A 14868-nucleotide genomic window follows, 5' to 3' on the forward strand; every position below is an offset into this window, starting at 1 on the left:
TCAGGACGCCGCACGCTCCCGCACCGGCTCACGGGCCGGAGGGGCGACGGTGGCCCGTACCGACTGGACCGGCCGGCCCGGCTCCGGGGCCGCGGGCCGGTCCGCCACGGCGGGCCGTACCACCGCGACGGGCCGCCGGGGTCCGGGAAGCGGGACCGTCATGGCCACCAGCAGTCCGAGGGCGAGGGCCGAGACGGCGACGACCGCGACGCCCACGACCGAACTCGCTCCGGACAACAGCAGCATGACGAACGTCGAAAAGATCACGGTGCACGAACCGTAAGCGAGCTGAGCGACAGTCGGACGGGGCATGGCCATCGTGTCCTCGGGAGTCGGAGGCTGTCCGCCTGGCTTTCCGCCGGTTCAGGGCGGTTTCGCCAGACGACTCTAACCGCGAGCGTGCCCGAGGGGAACGGACAGTAAGCGTGACCTGACCGACAGGGCCGGTGCACAGGGGGCGCACGGATTCATGGCGTCCATCAGGTGGACGGTTGTACGCGCCCGCTCGGGTTCGCGCCGATGTGTCCGGAAAGCGGACCACGGCTCCGCATAGTGCAGTTGAACTGTTCAAGTCAAGGTCTGTTTTTTCTGGCGAACCTCTAGTCAAATGTCGTCACTTGACTACACGCGTTGATCACGTGCGTGCGGGACCTTCCACAGACGGAACCTCCTTCGGCCGCGCGTACGCACGCGGGAGGGGATCTCAAGTGATTAGTAGACCCTGGACGTTCAGAGCGGCCGCGACGGGCGTGGCCCTCGCGGCGGTCACCGCCACCTGCTCTGCGTTCACCGTGGCCCAGGCCGACTCGGCTGACAAGGCCGAGCGTCCCAGCGCCGTGGACCGGCACGACCCGGCGGAGCACAATCACGTCGAGCACGACCTCGAGGGGCCGCTCTCCAAGACGCAGGAGGCCCAGCGGGAAGAGGCACTCAACCAGGTCATATCCGGTAAGGCCTCGGTCAAGAATCGTGACGGTTCGAAGGTCGTCCAGCTCAAGAGCAAGAAGGGCGACAGCAAGTACGTAGAGCTCGGCCGTGAGAAGACCGACAAGATCTTCACGATCCTGGTCGAGTTCGGCGACCAGGTCGACAGCCGCTACGGCGGCGACGCCGGCCCGCTGCACAATCAAATAGCCGAGCCGGACCGCAAGGTGGACAACTCCACCGCCTGGCAGGAGGACTACGACCAGCGGCACTTCGAAGACCTGTACTTCGGGTCCGGCAAGGGCGTCGACTCGGTCAAGACCTACTACGAGAAGCAGTCCTCCGGCCGCTACTCGGTCGACGGCGAGGTCTCCGACTGGGTCAAGGTCCCCTACAACGAGGCCCGTTACGGCAACAACGCCTGCGGCGACACCAACTGCCCGAGCGTGTGGAACGTCGTCAGCGACGGCCTGAACGCCTGGGTCGCCCAGCAGAAGGCGGCCGGCCGCACCGACGCCCAGATCAAGGCGGACGTCACCCGCTTCGATGAGTGGGACCGCTACGACTTCGACGGCGACGGCGACTTCAACGAGCCCGACGGCTACATCGACCACTTCCAGATCGTGCACGCCGGTGAGGACGAGTCCGCGGGCGGCGGCGCCCAGGGCACCGACGCGATCTGGGCCCACCGCTGGTACGCCTTCGGCACCGACGCCGGCGCCACCGGCCCCGAGCAGAACCGTCTCGGCGGCGCGCAGATCGGCTCCACCGGCATCTGGGTCGGCGACTACACCGTCCAGCCGGAGAACGGCGGACTCGGCGTCTTCGCCCACGAGTACGGCCACGACCTCGGTCTGCCGGACCTCTACGACACCGCCGGCGGCGAGAACTCCACCGGTTTCTGGACACTGATGTCCTCCGGTTCCTGGCTCGGCACCGGGAAGAAGGAGATCGGCGACCTGCCCGGCGACATGACCGCCTGGGACAAGCTCCAGCTCGGCTGGCTGAACTACGACAAGGCCAAGGCCGGCGTCGACTCCTGGCACAAGCTGGGCGTCGCCGAGTACAACACCAAGCACAAGCAGGCGCTGGTCGTCGATCTGCCGAAGAAGGCCGTCACCACCGAGATCATCCCGCCGGCCGAGGGCCAGACCCAGTGGTGGAGCGGCAGCGGTGACAACCTCAAGAACACGCTGAGCCGTTCGGTCGACCTGACCGGCAAGTCCTCCGCCGAGCTCACCTTCGACGGCTGGTACGAGATCGAGGCCAACTACGACTACCTCTACACCGAGGTGTCCACCGACGGCGGCGCCAACTGGACCGCCCTCGACGGCACGGTCGACGGTCAGGCCATCCCGCGCGACGGCAGCGACAAGCCGGCCCTGCACGGCACGCTCGACGGCTACGAGAAGTTCGCGTACTCCCTCGACGCCTACGCCGGCCAGAAGGTCGACCTGCGCTTCCGCTACCAGTCCGACGGCGGCGTGGCCCTCAAGGGCTTCACGGCCGACGCGATCACCGTGACGGCGGACGGCGCCCCGGTCTTCTCCGACAACGCCGAGAGCGCGGACGCCGCCTGGACGGCGACCGGCTTCTCCCGCGTCGGCGCGTCCTTCACCAAGGACTACGCGCAGTACTACATCGCCGAGAACCGCCAGTACGTGTCGTACGACAAGACCCTCGAGGTCGGCCCGTACAACTTCGGCTACACGTCCCGCCCGGACTGGGTCGAGCACTACGCGTACCAGAACGGCCTGCTGATCTGGAAGTGGGACACCTCCCAGGCGGACAACAACACCAGCGAGCACCCGGGCACCGGTCTGATCCTCCCGATCGACTCGCACCCGACCGCGCTGAAGTGGTCCGACGGCACGCTGATGCGCAACCGCATCCAGACCTACGACGCGACGTTCAGCAAGTTCCGCACCGAGGGCATGACGCTCCACAAGGCGGACGTGGCGAAGTGGATCCCGTCGTCGAAGGGCGTGTCGGTCTTCAACGACCGCACGAACACCTACTACGACCCGGAGAACCCGGGCGGCGGTGTCCAGGTCACTGACACCAACACGAAGATCAAGATCACCAAGGAGGCCAAGGACGGCTCGACGATCGAGCTCGAGGTCGGCCCCGCGGGTAGGTAAATAGCATCTTTGCAGGTCAGAGCATGATCGGCGGTGACCCCCTGGCGGGTCACCGCCGATCCGTGTTTAGGTGCCTCCTGTGGCTCTCTTATTGACACCAGTGGACACGGGGGTATGACCGCATGGCCGCAGGAGGTTTCTGCAAGCTGCCGAACGGCACGGTGGTGGTGGCACTGAACCTGCCCAGCCCCGCCGTCGGCGCGCCCGCCGGGGTCCGCGTCCTCGTCCACGCCCAGAACCGCGCCCGGGCCCTGACCAGGCTCCGCAACCTGGGCCTGCGCTCCATCTACCTGCGAGGCAACGCCGCCCCGCCCACCCCCGACGAGATCACCGCGGTCCTCCACCACCCCGACGGCCTCATATGGCGCACAGCCCCCGACGCCACCGCCCTGACGGTAGAACTCTGGCACCCGATAAGAGCCCTGCTCAGACGCCCAGCGACCCCCGCGTGACTGCGGGCGCCCCTGCCGCCCGACTGCGGGCAGTCGTGCCTCCCCCAGTGCCTTAAGGGCCTGGGAGGTGCCCCCAGCGGCACGGGTGGGCAGGGGGTACCCCCTCTGGGGGAGGCACCCCGTAAGCGCCGGGCCGCGCAACACCCCCCGGCCCACCCCCACGAACCCTCACTGCACGACGGGCTTCCCCGACAACTCCACCCCCGCCGAGCGCAGCTCCTCCAGCGCCCGCTCGGTGGTCTCCGCCGCCACCCCGGCCGTGAGATCAAGCAGCACCTGGGTGCGAAAACCCTCGCGGGCAGCGTCCAGCGCGGTCGCCCGCACACAGTGATCCGTGGCGATCCCCACCACGTCCACCTCGTCGACCGCCCGCTCCCGCAGCCACTCCGCCAGCGGCGTCCCGTTCTCGTCGGCCCCCTCGAACCCGCTGTAAGCGGCCGAGTACGCCCCCTTGTCGAACACGGCGTCGATCGCCCCCGAGGTCACCGCGGGGGCGAAGTTCGGGTGGAAGCCGACGCCCTCCGTCCCGGCGACGCAGTGCGCGGGCCAGGACCGTACGAAGTCGGGGTTGTCGGCGAAGTGGCCGCCGGGCGCGATGTGGTGGTCGCGGGTGGCCACCACGTGCCGGTAGCCGCCGGCCGAGGCGGCCTGGCCGATCAGCTCGGTGATGGCGGCGGCCACGTCCGCCCCGCCGGCCACGGCGAGGCTGCCCCCCTCGCAGAAGTCGTTCTGCACGTCGACGACGATCAGTGCGCGGCGCATGGTCGGTGTCCTTCGGCTGTGGGATCGGGTGGGGTCGGGTGGGGGCGGGCCCGGCCGGGTGAACCTCCGAGCCTATGGAATCGAGGACGGCGCGGACAGGGGTACGACAGGGCGGCCGGAAGCCCCCGCCCGCGCAACGGGAGCCCCGCCCCGCGCAGAGGGGGCACGCTTTCACCTACCCGACGGCCCGTGCGCGTACTCCGTCGGAAGGACGGGTTCCCCCCGGGAGAGCTGGGTGGCGGACAGCGGCAGGCCCGCGCGGGCCGCCGCGTGCCGGTCGCGGACCACGTCCAGCGGCTCGCGGGCGATCACCTCGCCGCCCTCGACCAGCGGCACCAGCAACTGCCGCCCGGCCAGCTCGTCGGGCACCGGGCCGGTGCCGACCACCTCGGCCTCGGCGACGCCGTACGCGTCCAGCCGCCGCGCCGCCCACTTGCGGCCGCCGATGGAGGTCTTCCCGCCGCTGGACCTCTTCGCCACCGGCACCAGCGGCGCCTTCGGATCGGCGGACTCCGCGCGGGCGACCAGCTTGTACACCATGGACGCCGTCGGGTGCCCGGAGCCGGTCACGAGCTGGGTCCCCACCCCGTACGCGTCCACGGGCGCCGCCGCCAGCGAGGCGATGGCGTACTCGTCCAGGTCCGAGGTCACGATGATCTTCGTACCGGTGGCGCCCAGCTCGTCCAGCTGCTGCCGTACCCGGTGCGCCACCAGCAGCAGGTCCCCGGAGTCGATCCGTACGGCGCCCAGTTCCGGACCGGCGATCTCCACGGCCGTACGGACCGCCTCGGCCACGTCGTAGGTGTCCACCAGCAGCGTCGTACCGCCGCCGAGGGAGTCGACCTGGGCCCGGAAGGCGTCCCGCTCGCTGTCGTGGAGCAGGGTGAAGGCGTGGGCGGAGGTGCCCACGGTGGGGATGTTGTAGCGGAAGCCGGCGGCCAGGTCGGAGGTGGAGGCGAAGCCGCCGACGTAGGCGGCCCGGGAGGCGGCCACCGCGGCCAGCTCGTGGGTGCGCCGGGCGCCCATCTCGATCAGCGGCCGGTCCCCGGCGGCGGACGACATCCGGGAGGCGGCGGCGGCGATCGCCGAGTCGTGGTTGAGGATCGACAGGATCACCGTCTCCAGCAGCACGCACTCCGCGAAGCTGCCCTCGACCCGCATGATCGGTGAGCCCGGGAAGTACACCTCGCCCTCGGGGTAGCCCCAGATGTCACCGGAGAAGCGGTAGCCGGACAGCCAGTCCAGGGTCTCCTCGTCGACGATGTCCTTCTCGCGCAGGAACCGCAGGACGCCCGGGTCGAAGCGGAAGTTCTCCACCGCGTCCAGCACCCGCCCGGTGCCGGCCACCACGCCGTAGCGGCGGCCGTCCGGCAGCCGCCGGGTGAAGACCTCGAACACGCTGCGCCGCCCGGCCGTACCGGCCTTCAGCGCGGCCCGCAGCATCGTCAGCTCGTACTGGTCAGTGAAGAGTGCCGTCGACGGAACATCCACCGGCAGCCCAAGGTCCGCTGTGTTCATGGCAGGGATGCTACCCCCATTTCGTCAGTTTGACGATTTCAGTCCGCGCATCGATCCGCGCACCGGAACAGCGGGCCGGTTTGTGCGACCACCCCCCTGCGGTGGCAGCATGGGCTGTGTGACGTCACCCGCACCCCTGGAGATCGAACGCACCGAGTCGGCGGAGGAGGCCTTCGCCGTACCCGAGCCCGACGTCCCGTGGGTCACCATCGTCCACAACGACCCGGTCAACCTCATGAGCTACGTGACGTACGTCTTCCAGTCGTACTTCGGCTACAGCAAGGACAAGGCCACCAAGCTCATGCTCGACGTCCACCACAAGGGCCGGGCGGTCGTCTCCAGCGGCACCCGCGAGGAGATGGAACGCGACGTCCAGGCCATGCACGGCTACGGCCTGTGGGCCACCCTCCAGCACGACCGGAAGTGACCGATCCGGACATGACCGAACCGGACATGACCCGCCCCCGCCCGCAGGACCGGAAGCAGCGAATCGCCGCCATGCCAGGAACCTTCGAACCGCTCCCCGGCGGCGGCGCGGCCGTCGCCCTCGACGACGTCGAGATCTCCATCATCCGGTCCCTGGCCGTGCAGCTCATGGAGCTCATCGGCCCCGGCCCGTCCGAGGACGCCTCCGCCGACCCGCTCGCCGAACTCTTCGCCGAGGGCCCGAGCGAACCCCCCTCCGACCCCGTGCTGCGCCGCCTCTTCCCGGACGCCTACAGCGACCCCGAGGGCACCCCGGGAGTCAAGGAGGCCGAGGAACAGCGGGCCCACTCCGCCGAGTTCCGCCGCTACACCGAGAACGACCTGCGGGCCGGCAAGCGCGACAACGCCCTCGCGGTGATCCGCTCCCTGGACGCGCTCACCCCGGCCGGCGAGGGCGGCGCGGTGCTGAAGCTGTCGCCGGACGAGTCCCGCCGGTGGCTCGGCGCCCTCAACGACCTGCGCCTCGCCATCGGCTCCCGCCTGGAGATCAGCGACGAGGACGACAGCGACCTCCTCTTCCACCTCCCCGACGAGGACCCGCGCAAGCCGATGGTGATGGCGTACCTGTGGCTCGGCGGACTCCAGGAGACCCTCGTCACCACCCTCATGCCGTGACCTCACGGTGGGACCCGCGGTGTGACCCCATGCCGTGAGTCGACACCGGATGTCCGGAAAAGTCCACTGACGCGTTCGCTCAGAGGACACTCAAATCCGGATAACGATCGCGTCAAAGAGCCCGTCGCCTATGGGCCCTTCAGGTGCCTTTTGTCCACTTCTCCCTGTGAAGCACGCCACAAACCGGCCGTGTGATCAGTATGGCGGCCGTGATAAATCTTCACGACCGCCCGGCGAACACCACCCGTATGTTCCGCCGGGTGCGCCACCGAGCCGGCGACCGCCGGCCAGGCACGGGCGGACTCCCAGAGCCCGCCCAGCTCCATCAGTCCGGGGGGATCGAGACCCGATCCGAGGCCGCCAGCGGCCCGGGTCGGCATGGAGAAAGGCGCACCACGACATGGCCTCACCGCAGGTCGACACGGAGTCCGTACCCGAAGAGGGGTACGAGCGCGGCCTCAACAGCCGCCAGGTCCAGATGATCGCGATCGGCGGCGCCATCGGCGTCGGGCTCTTCCTGGGAGCCGGCGCGAACATCGCCAAGGCCGGACCGAGCCTGATCGTCATGTACGCCCTCGCCGGCGTCATCATCTTCTTCATCATGCGGGCCCTCGGCGAGCTCCTGCTCTACCGCCCCGTCTCGGGCTCGTTCGCCGAGTACTCGCGCGAATTCCTCGGCCCGTTCTTCGGCTACTTCACCGGCTGGACGTACTGGCTGATGTGGGTGGTCACCGGCATGGCCGAGCTGACCGCCGCCGCCATCTACATCAACTTCTGGTTCCCGGCCATCCCGCAGTGGACGTCGGCCCTGGTCTTCCTGGTCATCCTGTTCGGCGCCAACCTGATCTCGGTGAAGCTCTTCGGCGAGATCGAGTTCTGGTTCTCCATGGTCAAGGTCACCGCCATCATCGGCATGATCGTGATCGGCCTCGGCGTGCTCACCCTCGGCTTCAGCCAGGCCGGCGACACCGCCGCCGTCTCCAACCTCTGGGCCTTCGACGGCTTCTTCCCCAAGGGCATCGGCTCGTCCCTGATGACCCTCCAGGGCGTCATGTTCGCCTACCTCGCCGTCGAACTCGTCGGCGTCACCGCCGGCGAGTCCGAGAACCCCGAGAAGACCCTGCCCAAGGCGATCAACACCCTGCCCTGGCGCATCGCCCTCTTCTACGTCGGCGCCCTCACCGTCATCCTGTGCGTGGTCAAGTGGACCGAGTTCTCCGACGGGGTCAGCCCCTTCGTGAAGGCGTTCGCGGTCATCGGCATCCCGGCCGGCGCCGGCATCGTCAACTTCGTCGTCCTCACCGCCGCCCTGTCCTCCTGCAACTCCGGCATGTACTCCACCGGCCGCATGCTGCGCAACCTCGCCGACAACGGCGAGGCCCCGAAGGTCTTCAAGAAGCTGTCCTCCACCAAGACCCCGGCGCTCGGCATCTTCACCTCGGTGATCTTCATGGGCATCGGCGTCGTCCTGAACTACACCGTCCCGGAGAAGGCCTTCGGCTACGTCACCTCCGTCGCCACCGCCGCCGGCATCTGGACCTGGCTGATGATCCTGATCAGCCACGTCCTCTACCGCCGCCAGGTCGTCGCGGGCCGCCTGCCCGCCTCCTCCTTCCCGGCACCCGGCGGCTCGGTCTGCTCCTACATCGCCATCGCGTTCCTGCTCTTCGTCACCGCCCTGATCGCGATCGACGCGGACTCCAGGATCTGCCTGTACGTCATGGCCGGCTGGGCCGTCGCCCTCGGCATCGGCTGGGCCGTCCTCAAGACCCGCAACCCGCAGGTCACCCAGCGCGACGAAGGCCACTTCGAGAAGGTGGGCTGACCTCCACCCAGGACGCCGGGGGCAGGGAGTACTCGTGGCACCCCCTGCCCCCTCCGCTCAAGGCGTCCGGCATGCGGGCCGTTCCGTACCACCCCTCGGTACGGAACGGCCCGTCTGCTTATCCTGAGCCCCATGCTGACCATCACCCAGGCCCTGTACGACCGGATCGTCGCCCACGCCCGCGAGGACCACCCCGACGAGGCGTGCGGCGTGGTGGCGGGCCCGGTGGGCGCCGGCCGCCCCGAGCGCTTCATCCCCATGCTGAACGCGGCCCGCTCACCCACCTTCTACGAGTTCGACTCCCAGGACCTGCTGAAGCTCTACCGCGAGATGGACGACAACGACGAGGAGCCGGTGGTCATCTACCACTCCCACACCGCCACCGAGGCCTACCCCTCCCGCACCGACATCTCCTACGCCAACGAGCCCGGCGCCCACTACGTCCTGGTCTCCACCGCCGACACCGACGGCGCCGGCGAGTTCCAGTTCCGCTCCTTCCGCATCCTGGAAGGCGAGGTCACGGAAGAGGAGGTCAAGGTCGTGGACACCTACTGAACCGGCCCCGGCGAACCGGCGAACACGGCCCCGATCCCACATCCCGGAAGAACGGTGTCCGAAGCATGAGATTACACTCCGGAGACCGGTCCGGGAATCGATACGATGACCCCATGGTTCTCCACGACGTGAGCGAAAAAGCGCCGGGCACACTGCTCGTGGCGCGGCTGCACGTCGACCTGTGCAGGCTGAACAGCGCCATCTGTTGATCTTCCGCTGACGCCGTGGGCCCGTGAGCCGCGGCGAACTGCCGCGCGCCACCGCGCGCCCCGACGAACCCACGACAGACACTTCCGACAGGAGCCCTCAGCCATGGCCATCGAGGTCCGCATCCCCACCATCCTCCGCCAGTACACCGACGGTCAGAAGGCGGTGGAGGGCACCGGGGACACCCTCGCCGAGCTCTTCACCGACCTCGAGACCCGGCACACGGGCATCCATGCCCGCATCGTGGACGGCGAGCAGCTGCGCCGCTTCGTCAACGTCTACCTCAACGACGAGGACGTCCGCTTCCTCGACGGCATCAACACCAAGCTGTCCGACGGCGACAACGTCACGATCCTGCCGGCCGTCGCCGGCGGCATGGCCTGACCGGCGATGCGTTACGACTCCCCGCTGGCCGCGGTGGGCAACACCCCCCTGGTGCGCCTGCCGCGGCTGTCGCCGTCCGCCGACGTCCGGATCTGGGCCAAGCTGGAGGACCGCAACCCCACCGGCTCCATCAAGGACCGCCCCGCCCTGTTCATGATCGAACAGGCGGAGAAGGACGGCCGCCTCACCCCCGGCTGCACCATCCTCGAGCCGACCTCCGGCAACACCGGCATTTCCCTCGCCATGGCCGCCAAGCTCAAGGGCTACCGCATGGTCTGCGTGATGCCCGAGAACACCTCGCAGGAACGCCGCGACCTGCTCGGCATGTGGGGCGCCGAGATCATCTCCTCCCCGGCCGCCGGCGGCTCCAACACCGCCGTACGCGTCGCCAAGGAGCTCTCCGCCGAACACCCCGACTGGGTGATGCTCTACCAGTACGGCAACCCGGACAACGCCGGCGCCCACTACGCCACCACCGGCCCCGAGATCCTCGCCGACCTCCCCTCCCTCACCCACTTCGTGGCCGGCCTCGGCACCACCGGCACCCTCATGGGCGTCGGCCGCTACCTGCGCGAGCACAAGCCCGACGTCAAGATCGTCGCCGCCGAACCGCGCTACGACGACCTCGTCTACGGCCTGCGCAACCTCGACGAGGGCTTCGTCCCCGAGCTGTACGACGCCTCCGTCCTCACCACCCGCTTCTCCGTCGGCTCCGCCGACGCCGTCACCCGCACCCGCGAACTCCTCCAGCAGGAGGGCATCTTCGCCGGCGTCTCCACCGGTGCCGCCCTGCACGCGGCGATCGGCGTCGCCAACAAGGCCCTCAAGGCCGGCGAGAGCGCCGACGTGGTCTTCGTCGTCGCCGACGGCGGCTGGAAGTACCTCTCGACCGGCGTCTACACCGCCGCCACCACCGAAGAGGCCATCGCCACCCTCCAAGGCCAGCTCTGGGCATAGCCCCACAGCCACGACAAGGGGCCGGAGCCCGACTCCGGCCCCTTTCGCATGCCCCCGCAGGAGATCACTCCCGCCGGCCTTCACCCCTCCCGGACCCCCGCCGCCTCCGGGACCGGTGCCCCCGCCCCCACCCGTCGACGAGCGCGGTGACGAGCGCGAGCAGTACCACCGCGACGAGGGCGAGCCACCAGGCCGTGTCCATGCCCCGACCGTACCGGCGCGAGCCCCCGCCCCGCGCCCCTCCCGGTCCCGCCGTGCGCCGCTTCCAGCCGAACCGGTGACACCACAGGTGAGTTCGCCCACAACGACCCCTGGCGGAGGAGCGACCACAGGTTTTGCGCCTTACGCTCGACAAACCGCACGACCCCCGTCTCTCCACACCCGCCAGCGGAGGTTTCTGCTTCATGAAGCTCACCGTCGTCGGCTGCTCGGGGTCGTTCCCGTCCGCGGAATCGGCCTGCTCGAGCTACCTCGTCGAGGCCGACGGCTTCCGGCTGCTCCTCGACATGGGCAACGGCGCCCTGGGCGAGCTGCAGCGCCACTGCGGTCTCTACGACCTCGACGCGATCTTCCTCAGCCACCTGCACGCCGACCACTGCATCGACATGTGCGCCTACTTCGTGGCGCGCTACTACCGGCACGACGGCGGCCGCTGCGCCCCCCTGCCGGTCTACGGCCCCGAGGGCACCGAGCACCGGCTCACCACCGCCTACGCCGACACCCCCTCGGCCTCCTCCATGAGCGAGGTCTTCGACTTCCACACCGTCAAGCCGTCCACCTTCGAGATCGGCCCGTTCCTCGTCCACACCGAGCGCGTCGCGCACCCGGTCGAGGCGTACGGCATCCGCATCGAACACGGCGGCAGGACACTGACGTACTCCGGTGACACGGGCGTCAGCCCCGCACTCGACGACCTCGCCCGCGACGCCGACCTCTTCCTGTGCGAGGCCGCCTTCACGCACGGCAAGGAGGACATCCCCGACCTGCACCTCAACGGCCGCGAGGCGGGTGAGACGGCGGCCCGCGCGGGCGCCCGCCGCCTGATCCTCACCCACATCCCCCCGTGGACCGACCCGCAGGTCAACCTCACCGACGCCCGCGCGGCGTACGACGGCCCGGTGGGGCTGGCCGCGCCGGGGGCGACGTACGAGATCTGAGCACGCCCGGCGCGAAGGGGAGGGCCCCGGAACCGAGTCGGTTCCGGGGCCCTCCCCTTCGCACGGAGACCGCTCACGCCTTGGTGAGGTCCTCGACCTCCTCCTCGGGCTCACGGCCCGGGGTGGTCAGGTTGAACTTGACGATGGCGAAGCGGAAGACCACGTAGTAGATCGCCGCGAAGACCAGACCGATCGGGATGATCAGCCAGGGCTTGGTGTCCAGCTTCCAGTAGAGCGCGTAGTCGATCAGACCGGCGGAGAAGTTGAAGCCCGCATGCACGCCCAGAGCCCACGTCACCGCGAGGGACACCGCGGTGAGCACCGCGTGGATCACGTACAGGAGCGGCGCGATGAACATGAACGAGAACTCGATCGGCTCGGTCACACCGGTGACGAAGGAGGTCAGGGCCAGCGACGTCATCATGCCCAGCACGGCCTTGCGGCGCTCGGGGCGAGCGGTGTGCGCCATGGCGAGCGCGGCGGCGGGCAGACCGAACATCATGATCGGGAAGAAACCGGACATGAACATACCGGCGGACGGGTCGCCGGCCAGGAAGCGGCCGTAGTCGCCGTGGACGACCTCACCGGCGGCGTTGGTGAAGTCACCGAGCTGGAACCACGCCACGGTGTTCACGAACTGGTGCATGCCGATCGGGATGAGCGCGCGGTTGATGGCGCCGAAGAGCCCGGCACCGAGCGCACCGAGGCTGGTCATCCACTCACCGAAGGAGCTGATGCCCTCACCGATCGGCTCCCACACCAGACCGAAGAAGACACCGACGAAGACACCGACGAAGGCCATGATGATCGGCACGAGGCGGCGGCCGTTGAAGAAGCCGAGCCAGTCCACCAGCTTCTTGCGGTGGTACCGCTGCCAGAGGACCGCCGACAGCAGACCCATGATGATGCCGCCGAGGACACCGGGGTTGTTGTAGGTCGCGGCTATGTCCGCGCCGTCCTGGATCTTGGCCTCGGTGACCGGGAAGGCCTCGAGGACCTTGCTGTAGACCAGGAAGCCCACGAGCGCGGCGAGCGCCGTGGAACCGTCCGCCTTCTTGGCGAAGCCGATGGCGACGCCGATGCAGAAGAGCATCGGCAGGTTGCCGGTGATGGCGCCGCCCGCGTTCGCGAAGACGGCCGCGACCTTGTCCCAGCCGAGGCCGTCGGCCCCGAAGACGTCCGGCTGTCCGAGCCGAACCATGAGACCCGCCGCCGGCAGCACGGCGATCGGGAGCTGAAGGCTGCGGCCGACCTTCTGCAGGCCCTGGAACAGGCCGGATCCCCGCTTCTTCGCGGGGGCCGCCGAGGCGGTGGCGGTGCTCATACTTCCTCCATCGGTGGTGGTCTACACCACTAGTGGTGTAGACCTGTTGTAGCACGATGAAGGCCGCATAAGGAACCCACGATTCCTGCTACCGCCGGGCTACACACGGTGCCCGCCCAGGACCTCTAAACGGAACCCCCGCAGGCACACCGAAAAGCCCCCGGACCACAACGTCCGAGGGCTCGAACAGCCACCTCCAGCCTACGAGATCACGCCTTCGTCGCGTCCTCCACCTCCTCCTCCGGCTCCCGCCCCGGAGTCCTCAGATCGAACCGCGCGATCGCGAAGCGGAAGATCACGTAGTACACCGCCGCGAGACACAACCCGATCGGGATGATCAGCCACGGCCTGGTCGCCAGATTCCAGTTGATGACGTAGTCGATCAGGCCCGCCGAGAAACTGAACCCGTCCTTCACCCCCAGCCCCCACGTCACCGCCATCGACACCCCCGTCAGCACCGCGTGGAGCGCGTACAGCACCGGCGCGATGAAGAGGAAGGAGTACTCCAGCGGCTCGGTGATGCCGGTCACGAACGACGTCAGCCCCACCGACAGCATCAGACCGCCCACCTCCTTGCGGCGGTGCGGCTTCGCGCAGTGCGTGATCGCCAGCGCGGCGGCCGGCAGGGCGAACATCATGATCGGGAAGAAACCGGTGGTGAACTGGCCCGCGGTCGGGTCACCCGCCAGGAACATGTTGATGTCGCCGTGTACCACCGTGCCGTCCGGCCTGGTGTAACTGCCGAACTGGAACCACATCGGCACGTTCAGGAACTGGTGCAGCCCGATCACCAGCAACGCCCGGTTGGCCACGCCGAACACGCCCGCGCCCCACGCGCCCAGACCGTTGAGCCAGTCGCTGAAACCCTCCAGCGCGCCGCCGATCGGCGGCCAGATCCACAGGCACAGCGCCGCGAACAGGATCGCCACGAACGCCATGATGATCGGCACCAGCCGGCGGCCGTTGAAGAAGCCCAGCCAGTCCACCAGCCTGGTGCGGTGGAACCGCTGCCAGAAGTACGCCGCCAGCAGCCCCATGACGATGCCGCCGAAGACCCCCGGATTCTGGTACGTGAACGACGTCACCGTCCTCGCCCCGTCGGTCAACTGGCACCCGACCTGCGGCACCGCCTCCGACCCCTCCGGACAGTCCTCCGGGAACTGCCGCAGCACGTTGAAGTAGACGAGGAACCCTGCCACCGCCGCCAGCGCCGTCGACCCGTCCGACTTCTTCGCCATCCCGATGGCCACACCCACACAGAACAGCAGCGGCAGCCCCAGCGAACCGTCCAGCAGCGCGCCGCCCGCGCCCACCATCACCTTGGAGACGTTCGTCCAGCCCAGACCCTCGTCCCCGAACACGTCCGGCTGCCCCAGCCGGTTCAGGATGCCCGCCGCCGGCAGCACCGCGATCGGCAGCTGCAGACTCCGCCCCATCTTCTGCAGACCCTGGAACAACCGGTTCCAGCGCTCCCGCGCGGGAGAGACCGCACTCCCGGCGCCGGCGGCACTCTCGGCACTCATCCGGTCCCCCTCGACGAAAGCGGTGACGACGGGTTTGG

16 protein-coding genes are annotated in these 14868 nt (G+C 69.0%); 10 read left to right on the plus strand and 6 right to left on the minus strand.

Annotated features, from left to right (window positions below; all coding sequences use genetic code 11):
- Complete coding sequence (locus ACF1DX_RS00390; protein WP_391789038.1) at positions 1-318, minus strand: hypothetical protein; 318 nt, start codon at positions 316-318, stop codon at positions 1-3.
- 389 nt (positions 319-707) lie between these two features.
- Here ACF1DX_RS00390 and ACF1DX_RS00395 point away from each other — a divergent pair, with 389 nt between their 5' ends.
- Together ACF1DX_RS00395 and ACF1DX_RS00400 are read left to right on the plus strand one after the other, a co-directional pair.
- On the plus strand, positions 708-3065 hold the full coding sequence (locus tag ACF1DX_RS00395) for an immune inhibitor A domain-containing protein (RefSeq protein ID WP_391789039.1): 2358 nt from the start codon (positions 708-710) through the stop codon (positions 3063-3065).
- Between the two features lie 122 nt (positions 3066-3187).
- Positions 3188-3517: a hypothetical protein gene (locus tag ACF1DX_RS00400; RefSeq protein WP_391789040.1), complete on the plus strand. Its 330-nt coding sequence runs from the start codon at positions 3188-3190 to the stop codon at positions 3515-3517.
- Between the two features lie 168 nt (positions 3518-3685).
- Here ACF1DX_RS00400 and ACF1DX_RS00405 read toward each other — a convergent pair whose 3' ends face one another.
- Both ACF1DX_RS00405 and ACF1DX_RS00410 read right to left on the minus strand, forming a co-directional pair.
- On the minus strand, positions 3686-4279 hold the full coding sequence (locus ACF1DX_RS00405) for a nicotinamidase (RefSeq protein ID WP_391789041.1): 594 nt from the start codon (positions 4277-4279) through the stop codon (positions 3686-3688).
- Between the two features lie 171 nt (positions 4280-4450).
- Positions 4451-5797 carry a nicotinate phosphoribosyltransferase gene (locus tag ACF1DX_RS00410; protein ID WP_391789042.1) on the minus strand — a complete coding sequence of 449 codons (1347 nt, stop codon included), beginning with the start codon at positions 5795-5797 and terminating at the stop codon, positions 4451-4453.
- Positions 5798-5906: 109 nt separating this feature from the next.
- On the opposite strand from ACF1DX_RS00410, the gene clpS reads away from it, so the two are divergent.
- From clpS to ACF1DX_RS00445, 7 genes are all read left to right on the plus strand, one after another.
- Positions 5907-6224: an ATP-dependent Clp protease adapter ClpS gene (gene clpS / locus ACF1DX_RS00415; protein ID WP_073931623.1), complete on the plus strand. Its 318-nt coding sequence runs from the start codon at positions 5907-5909 to the stop codon at positions 6222-6224.
- Between the two features lie 71 nt (positions 6225-6295).
- Complete coding sequence (locus ACF1DX_RS00420) at positions 6296-6898, plus strand: DUF2017 domain-containing protein (protein ID WP_391789706.1); 603 nt, start codon at positions 6296-6298, stop codon at positions 6896-6898.
- A gap of 400 nt (positions 6899-7298) precedes the next feature.
- The gene (locus ACF1DX_RS00425) at positions 7299-8723 is read left to right on the plus strand and encodes an amino acid permease (protein WP_391789043.1); all 1425 of its coding nucleotides are present in this window, start codon (positions 7299-7301) and stop codon (positions 8721-8723) included.
- Positions 8724-8855: 132 nt separating this feature from the next.
- Complete coding sequence (locus tag ACF1DX_RS00430) at positions 8856-9278, plus strand: Mov34/MPN/PAD-1 family protein (protein WP_391789044.1); 423 nt, start codon at positions 8856-8858, stop codon at positions 9276-9278.
- 113 nt (positions 9279-9391) lie between these two features.
- The gene (locus ACF1DX_RS00435) at positions 9392-9487 is read left to right on the plus strand and encodes a putative leader peptide (protein WP_324617155.1); all 96 of its coding nucleotides are present in this window, start codon (positions 9392-9394) and stop codon (positions 9485-9487) included.
- Between the two features lie 103 nt (positions 9488-9590).
- Positions 9591-9869, plus strand: a complete 279-nt coding sequence (locus tag ACF1DX_RS00440; protein WP_073931626.1) for a MoaD/ThiS family protein — start codon at positions 9591-9593, stop codon at positions 9867-9869.
- Positions 9870-9875: 6 nt separating this feature from the next.
- Entirely contained in the window at positions 9876-10826 is a 951-nt protein-coding gene (locus ACF1DX_RS00445; RefSeq protein WP_030868663.1) for a PLP-dependent cysteine synthase family protein, read from the plus strand.
- A gap of 64 nt (positions 10827-10890) precedes the next feature.
- On the opposite strand, the gene ACF1DX_RS00450 is transcribed toward ACF1DX_RS00445, so the two are convergent.
- On the minus strand, positions 10891-11028 hold the full coding sequence (locus tag ACF1DX_RS00450) for a hypothetical protein (protein WP_391789739.1): 138 nt from the start codon (positions 11026-11028) through the stop codon (positions 10891-10893).
- 202 nt (positions 11029-11230) lie between these two features.
- On the opposite strand from ACF1DX_RS00450, the gene ACF1DX_RS00455 reads away from it, so the two are divergent.
- Positions 11231-11983, plus strand: coding sequence for an MBL fold metallo-hydrolase (locus tag ACF1DX_RS00455; protein ID WP_391789045.1), 753 nt, complete (start codon positions 11231-11233; stop codon positions 11981-11983).
- 73 nt (positions 11984-12056) lie between these two features.
- Here the strand turns inward: ACF1DX_RS00455 and ACF1DX_RS00460 are convergent, their stop codons facing one another.
- Both ACF1DX_RS00460 and ACF1DX_RS00465 read right to left on the minus strand, forming a co-directional pair.
- Entirely contained in the window at positions 12057-13307 is a 1251-nt protein-coding gene (locus ACF1DX_RS00460) for a PTS transporter subunit EIIC (protein WP_391789046.1), read from the minus strand.
- A 209-nt stretch (positions 13308-13516) separates the two neighbouring features.
- A complete protein-coding gene (locus ACF1DX_RS00465) occupies positions 13517-14830 on the minus strand; it encodes a PTS transporter subunit EIIC (protein ID WP_391789047.1) in 1314 nt (437 codons plus the stop codon).
- Between the last annotated feature and the right edge of the window lie 38 nt (positions 14831-14868).

This window comes from Streptomyces sp. NPDC014676 (genome assembly GCF_043084105.1).
Lineage (GTDB): Bacteria > Actinomycetota > Actinomycetes > Streptomycetales > Streptomycetaceae > Streptomyces.

Excerpts from the sequence above, each read along its gene's own strand:
- ACF1DX_RS00435 (WP_324617155.1), top strand. The coding sequence starts at position 9,392 with ATGGTTCTCCACGACGTGAGCGAAAAAGCGCCGGGCACACTGCTCGTG.
- ACF1DX_RS00400 (WP_391789040.1), top strand. The coding sequence starts at position 3,188 with ATGGCCGCAGGAGGTTTCTGCAAGCTGCCGAACGGCACGGTGGTGGTG.
- clpS (WP_073931623.1), top strand. The coding sequence starts at position 5,907 with ATGGGCTGTGTGACGTCACCCGCACCCCTGGAGATCGAACGCACCGAG.
- ACF1DX_RS00430 (WP_391789044.1), top strand. The coding sequence starts at position 8,856 with ATGCTGACCATCACCCAGGCCCTGTACGACCGGATCGTCGCCCACGCC.
- ACF1DX_RS00440 (WP_073931626.1), top strand. The coding sequence starts at position 9,591 with ATGGCCATCGAGGTCCGCATCCCCACCATCCTCCGCCAGTACACCGAC.
- ACF1DX_RS00390 (WP_391789038.1), bottom strand. The coding sequence starts at position 318 with ATGGCCATGCCCCGTCCGACTGTCGCTCAGCTCGCTTACGGTTCGTGC.
- ACF1DX_RS00465 (WP_391789047.1), bottom strand. The coding sequence starts at position 14,830 with ATGAGTGCCGAGAGTGCCGCCGGCGCCGGGAGTGCGGTCTCTCCCGCG.
- ACF1DX_RS00455 (WP_391789045.1), top strand. The coding sequence starts at position 11,231 with ATGAAGCTCACCGTCGTCGGCTGCTCGGGGTCGTTCCCGTCCGCGGAA.
- ACF1DX_RS00410 (WP_391789042.1), bottom strand. The coding sequence starts at position 5,797 with ATGAACACAGCGGACCTTGGGCTGCCGGTGGATGTTCCGTCGACGGCA.
- ACF1DX_RS00420 (WP_391789706.1), top strand. The coding sequence starts at position 6,296 with ATGCCAGGAACCTTCGAACCGCTCCCCGGCGGCGGCGCGGCCGTCGCC.
- ACF1DX_RS00425 (WP_391789043.1), top strand. The coding sequence starts at position 7,299 with ATGGCCTCACCGCAGGTCGACACGGAGTCCGTACCCGAAGAGGGGTAC.
- ACF1DX_RS00460 (WP_391789046.1), bottom strand. The coding sequence starts at position 13,307 with ATGAGCACCGCCACCGCCTCGGCGGCCCCCGCGAAGAAGCGGGGATCC.
- ACF1DX_RS00405 (WP_391789041.1), bottom strand. The coding sequence starts at position 4,279 with ATGCGCCGCGCACTGATCGTCGTCGACGTGCAGAACGACTTCTGCGAG.
- ACF1DX_RS00450 (WP_391789739.1), bottom strand. The coding sequence starts at position 11,028 with ATGGACACGGCCTGGTGGCTCGCCCTCGTCGCGGTGGTACTGCTCGCG.
- ACF1DX_RS00445 (WP_030868663.1), top strand. The coding sequence starts at position 9,876 with ATGCGTTACGACTCCCCGCTGGCCGCGGTGGGCAACACCCCCCTGGTG.